The sequence below is a fragment of the Serinicoccus sp. CNJ-927 genome (assembly GCF_001942435.1).
Lineage (GTDB): Bacteria > Actinomycetota > Actinomycetes > Actinomycetales > Dermatophilaceae > Ornithinicoccus > Ornithinicoccus marinus.
On the sequence record NZ_MKKF01000041.1, the window covers coordinates 1 to 1,447 of the forward strand.

Consider the following 1,447-nt stretch of genomic DNA (forward strand, 5'->3'; position numbering starts at 1 on the left):
CCGGTGCCCGGTGGGCCGAGGAGGACGACGTTGCGGTGCTCGGCCAGGTAGGCCCCGGACGCCAACGCCTGGACGGGGGTGCGGGCGCCGGGTTGGTGGTCGAAGTCGAAGTCGTCCAGGGTCTTGACCGCACCGAACCCGGCCGCGCGGATCCGTAGCCGGGCACCGGAGGCGTTGCGGGCGGCGACCTCGCGTTCCAGGACTGCGGCCAGGTAATCCTCGTGGGTCCACCCGGTGTCCCGGGCGTGGTCGGCCAGGCGGGCGGCGGCCTCGGTGATCCGGGGCGCTTTCAGCGCGGCGGCCAGGTGGGTGATCTGCTTGAGCGACTCGGTCCCGGCGGAGGTCGGCTTGCGGCTCATCGCGACTCCAGCTCGCCGGCGTCGATCCCGAACGCCTTGTCGTAGTCGGCCAGGTCCCGGACCAACTCCTCGGCCTCGGGACGAGTCCTGGGGTGCTGGTAGGCGTGCCGCAACGCCGCGGCGGCGGTGACGTGGGCGGGGTCGGTGACGGTCATGCCCCGGGCCCAGCGGCGCGGGTGCTCGGCCACCAGCTGGCCACCGTGCCGGACGCGGACGACGTCGAGGTCGGCGGCCACGTCGACCCGGGCGCCGATCGCGCGCGGGTGCACGGAGTAGTCATTGGTGTCGACGCGCACGTAGTAGTCCCGGCCCAGGCGCACGTGGTTGCGCCACCCCAGGTGCAGCAACGCCGGCGGCAACGGCAGCATCGCCTCGGTGTCCGCCGCGAGCAGGTCCACCGGGCGGGCCTTGGTCGTGCGCACCACCCGCGCGTTCGCGGAGACCAGCCAGTCGGTGAACTGGGCGTTGAAGTCGGCCGGGGAGGCGAAGTGGCGCCCGGGCATGAAAGAGGTCTCGAAGAAGCGGTTGCGGCGTTCCACGATGCCCTTGGACTCCGGATCCCGCGGCGGCAGCAGCACCACCCTCGTGGCCAGCGTCCCAGCGAACACCGCGACCGGTTCGGTCAGCTTGCCCCGCCCGATGCCGGGCTCGTTGTCCCAGATCAACCGGCGCGGCACCCGACCCAGCCCACTGAGCAGGTCCCACGTGCCCAGCAGCAGGTCCGGTGTCTTGCGGGTCGGCAGCATCCGGCCCACCGTGAACCTCGAGTACCCGCACGTCATGACCAGCACCGGCAACAGGGCCCGTGAGCCGTCCTCGAGCAGGATCTTGCGTGGAGGGAACCACAGGTCGCACTGCGCCACGTCCCCGGCCGTCCAGGTGAGCCGGTCGGCCGGGTCGATCAGGCGGTGATCGACCCGGACCCGGTTCACGTTGTCGCGGAACCAGCGGATCGAGCCGGTCCACCCCACCCGTTCGGCCAGCACCGTCGCCGGCATGTCCGGCGTCTCCTCCAAGAGCAACCGCACCCGCGCCTCGTACGGCGTGAACGACGTCGGACCCGCTCTTCTCTCGTACTTCGGTGGCCC

2 protein-coding genes are annotated in these 1,447 nt (G+C 72.1%); both read right to left on the bottom strand.

From position 1 onward, the window contains the following. The coding region (locus BJF86_RS11090; protein WP_158068409.1) for an ATP-binding protein at positions 1-359 on the bottom strand (359 nt) is incomplete at its 3' end. Then, the coding region (locus BJF86_RS11095) for a Mu transposase domain-containing protein (RefSeq protein WP_083652984.1) at positions 356-1,447 on the bottom strand (1,092 nt) is incomplete at its 5' end. The genes BJF86_RS11095 and BJF86_RS11090, both read right to left, overlap by 4 nt.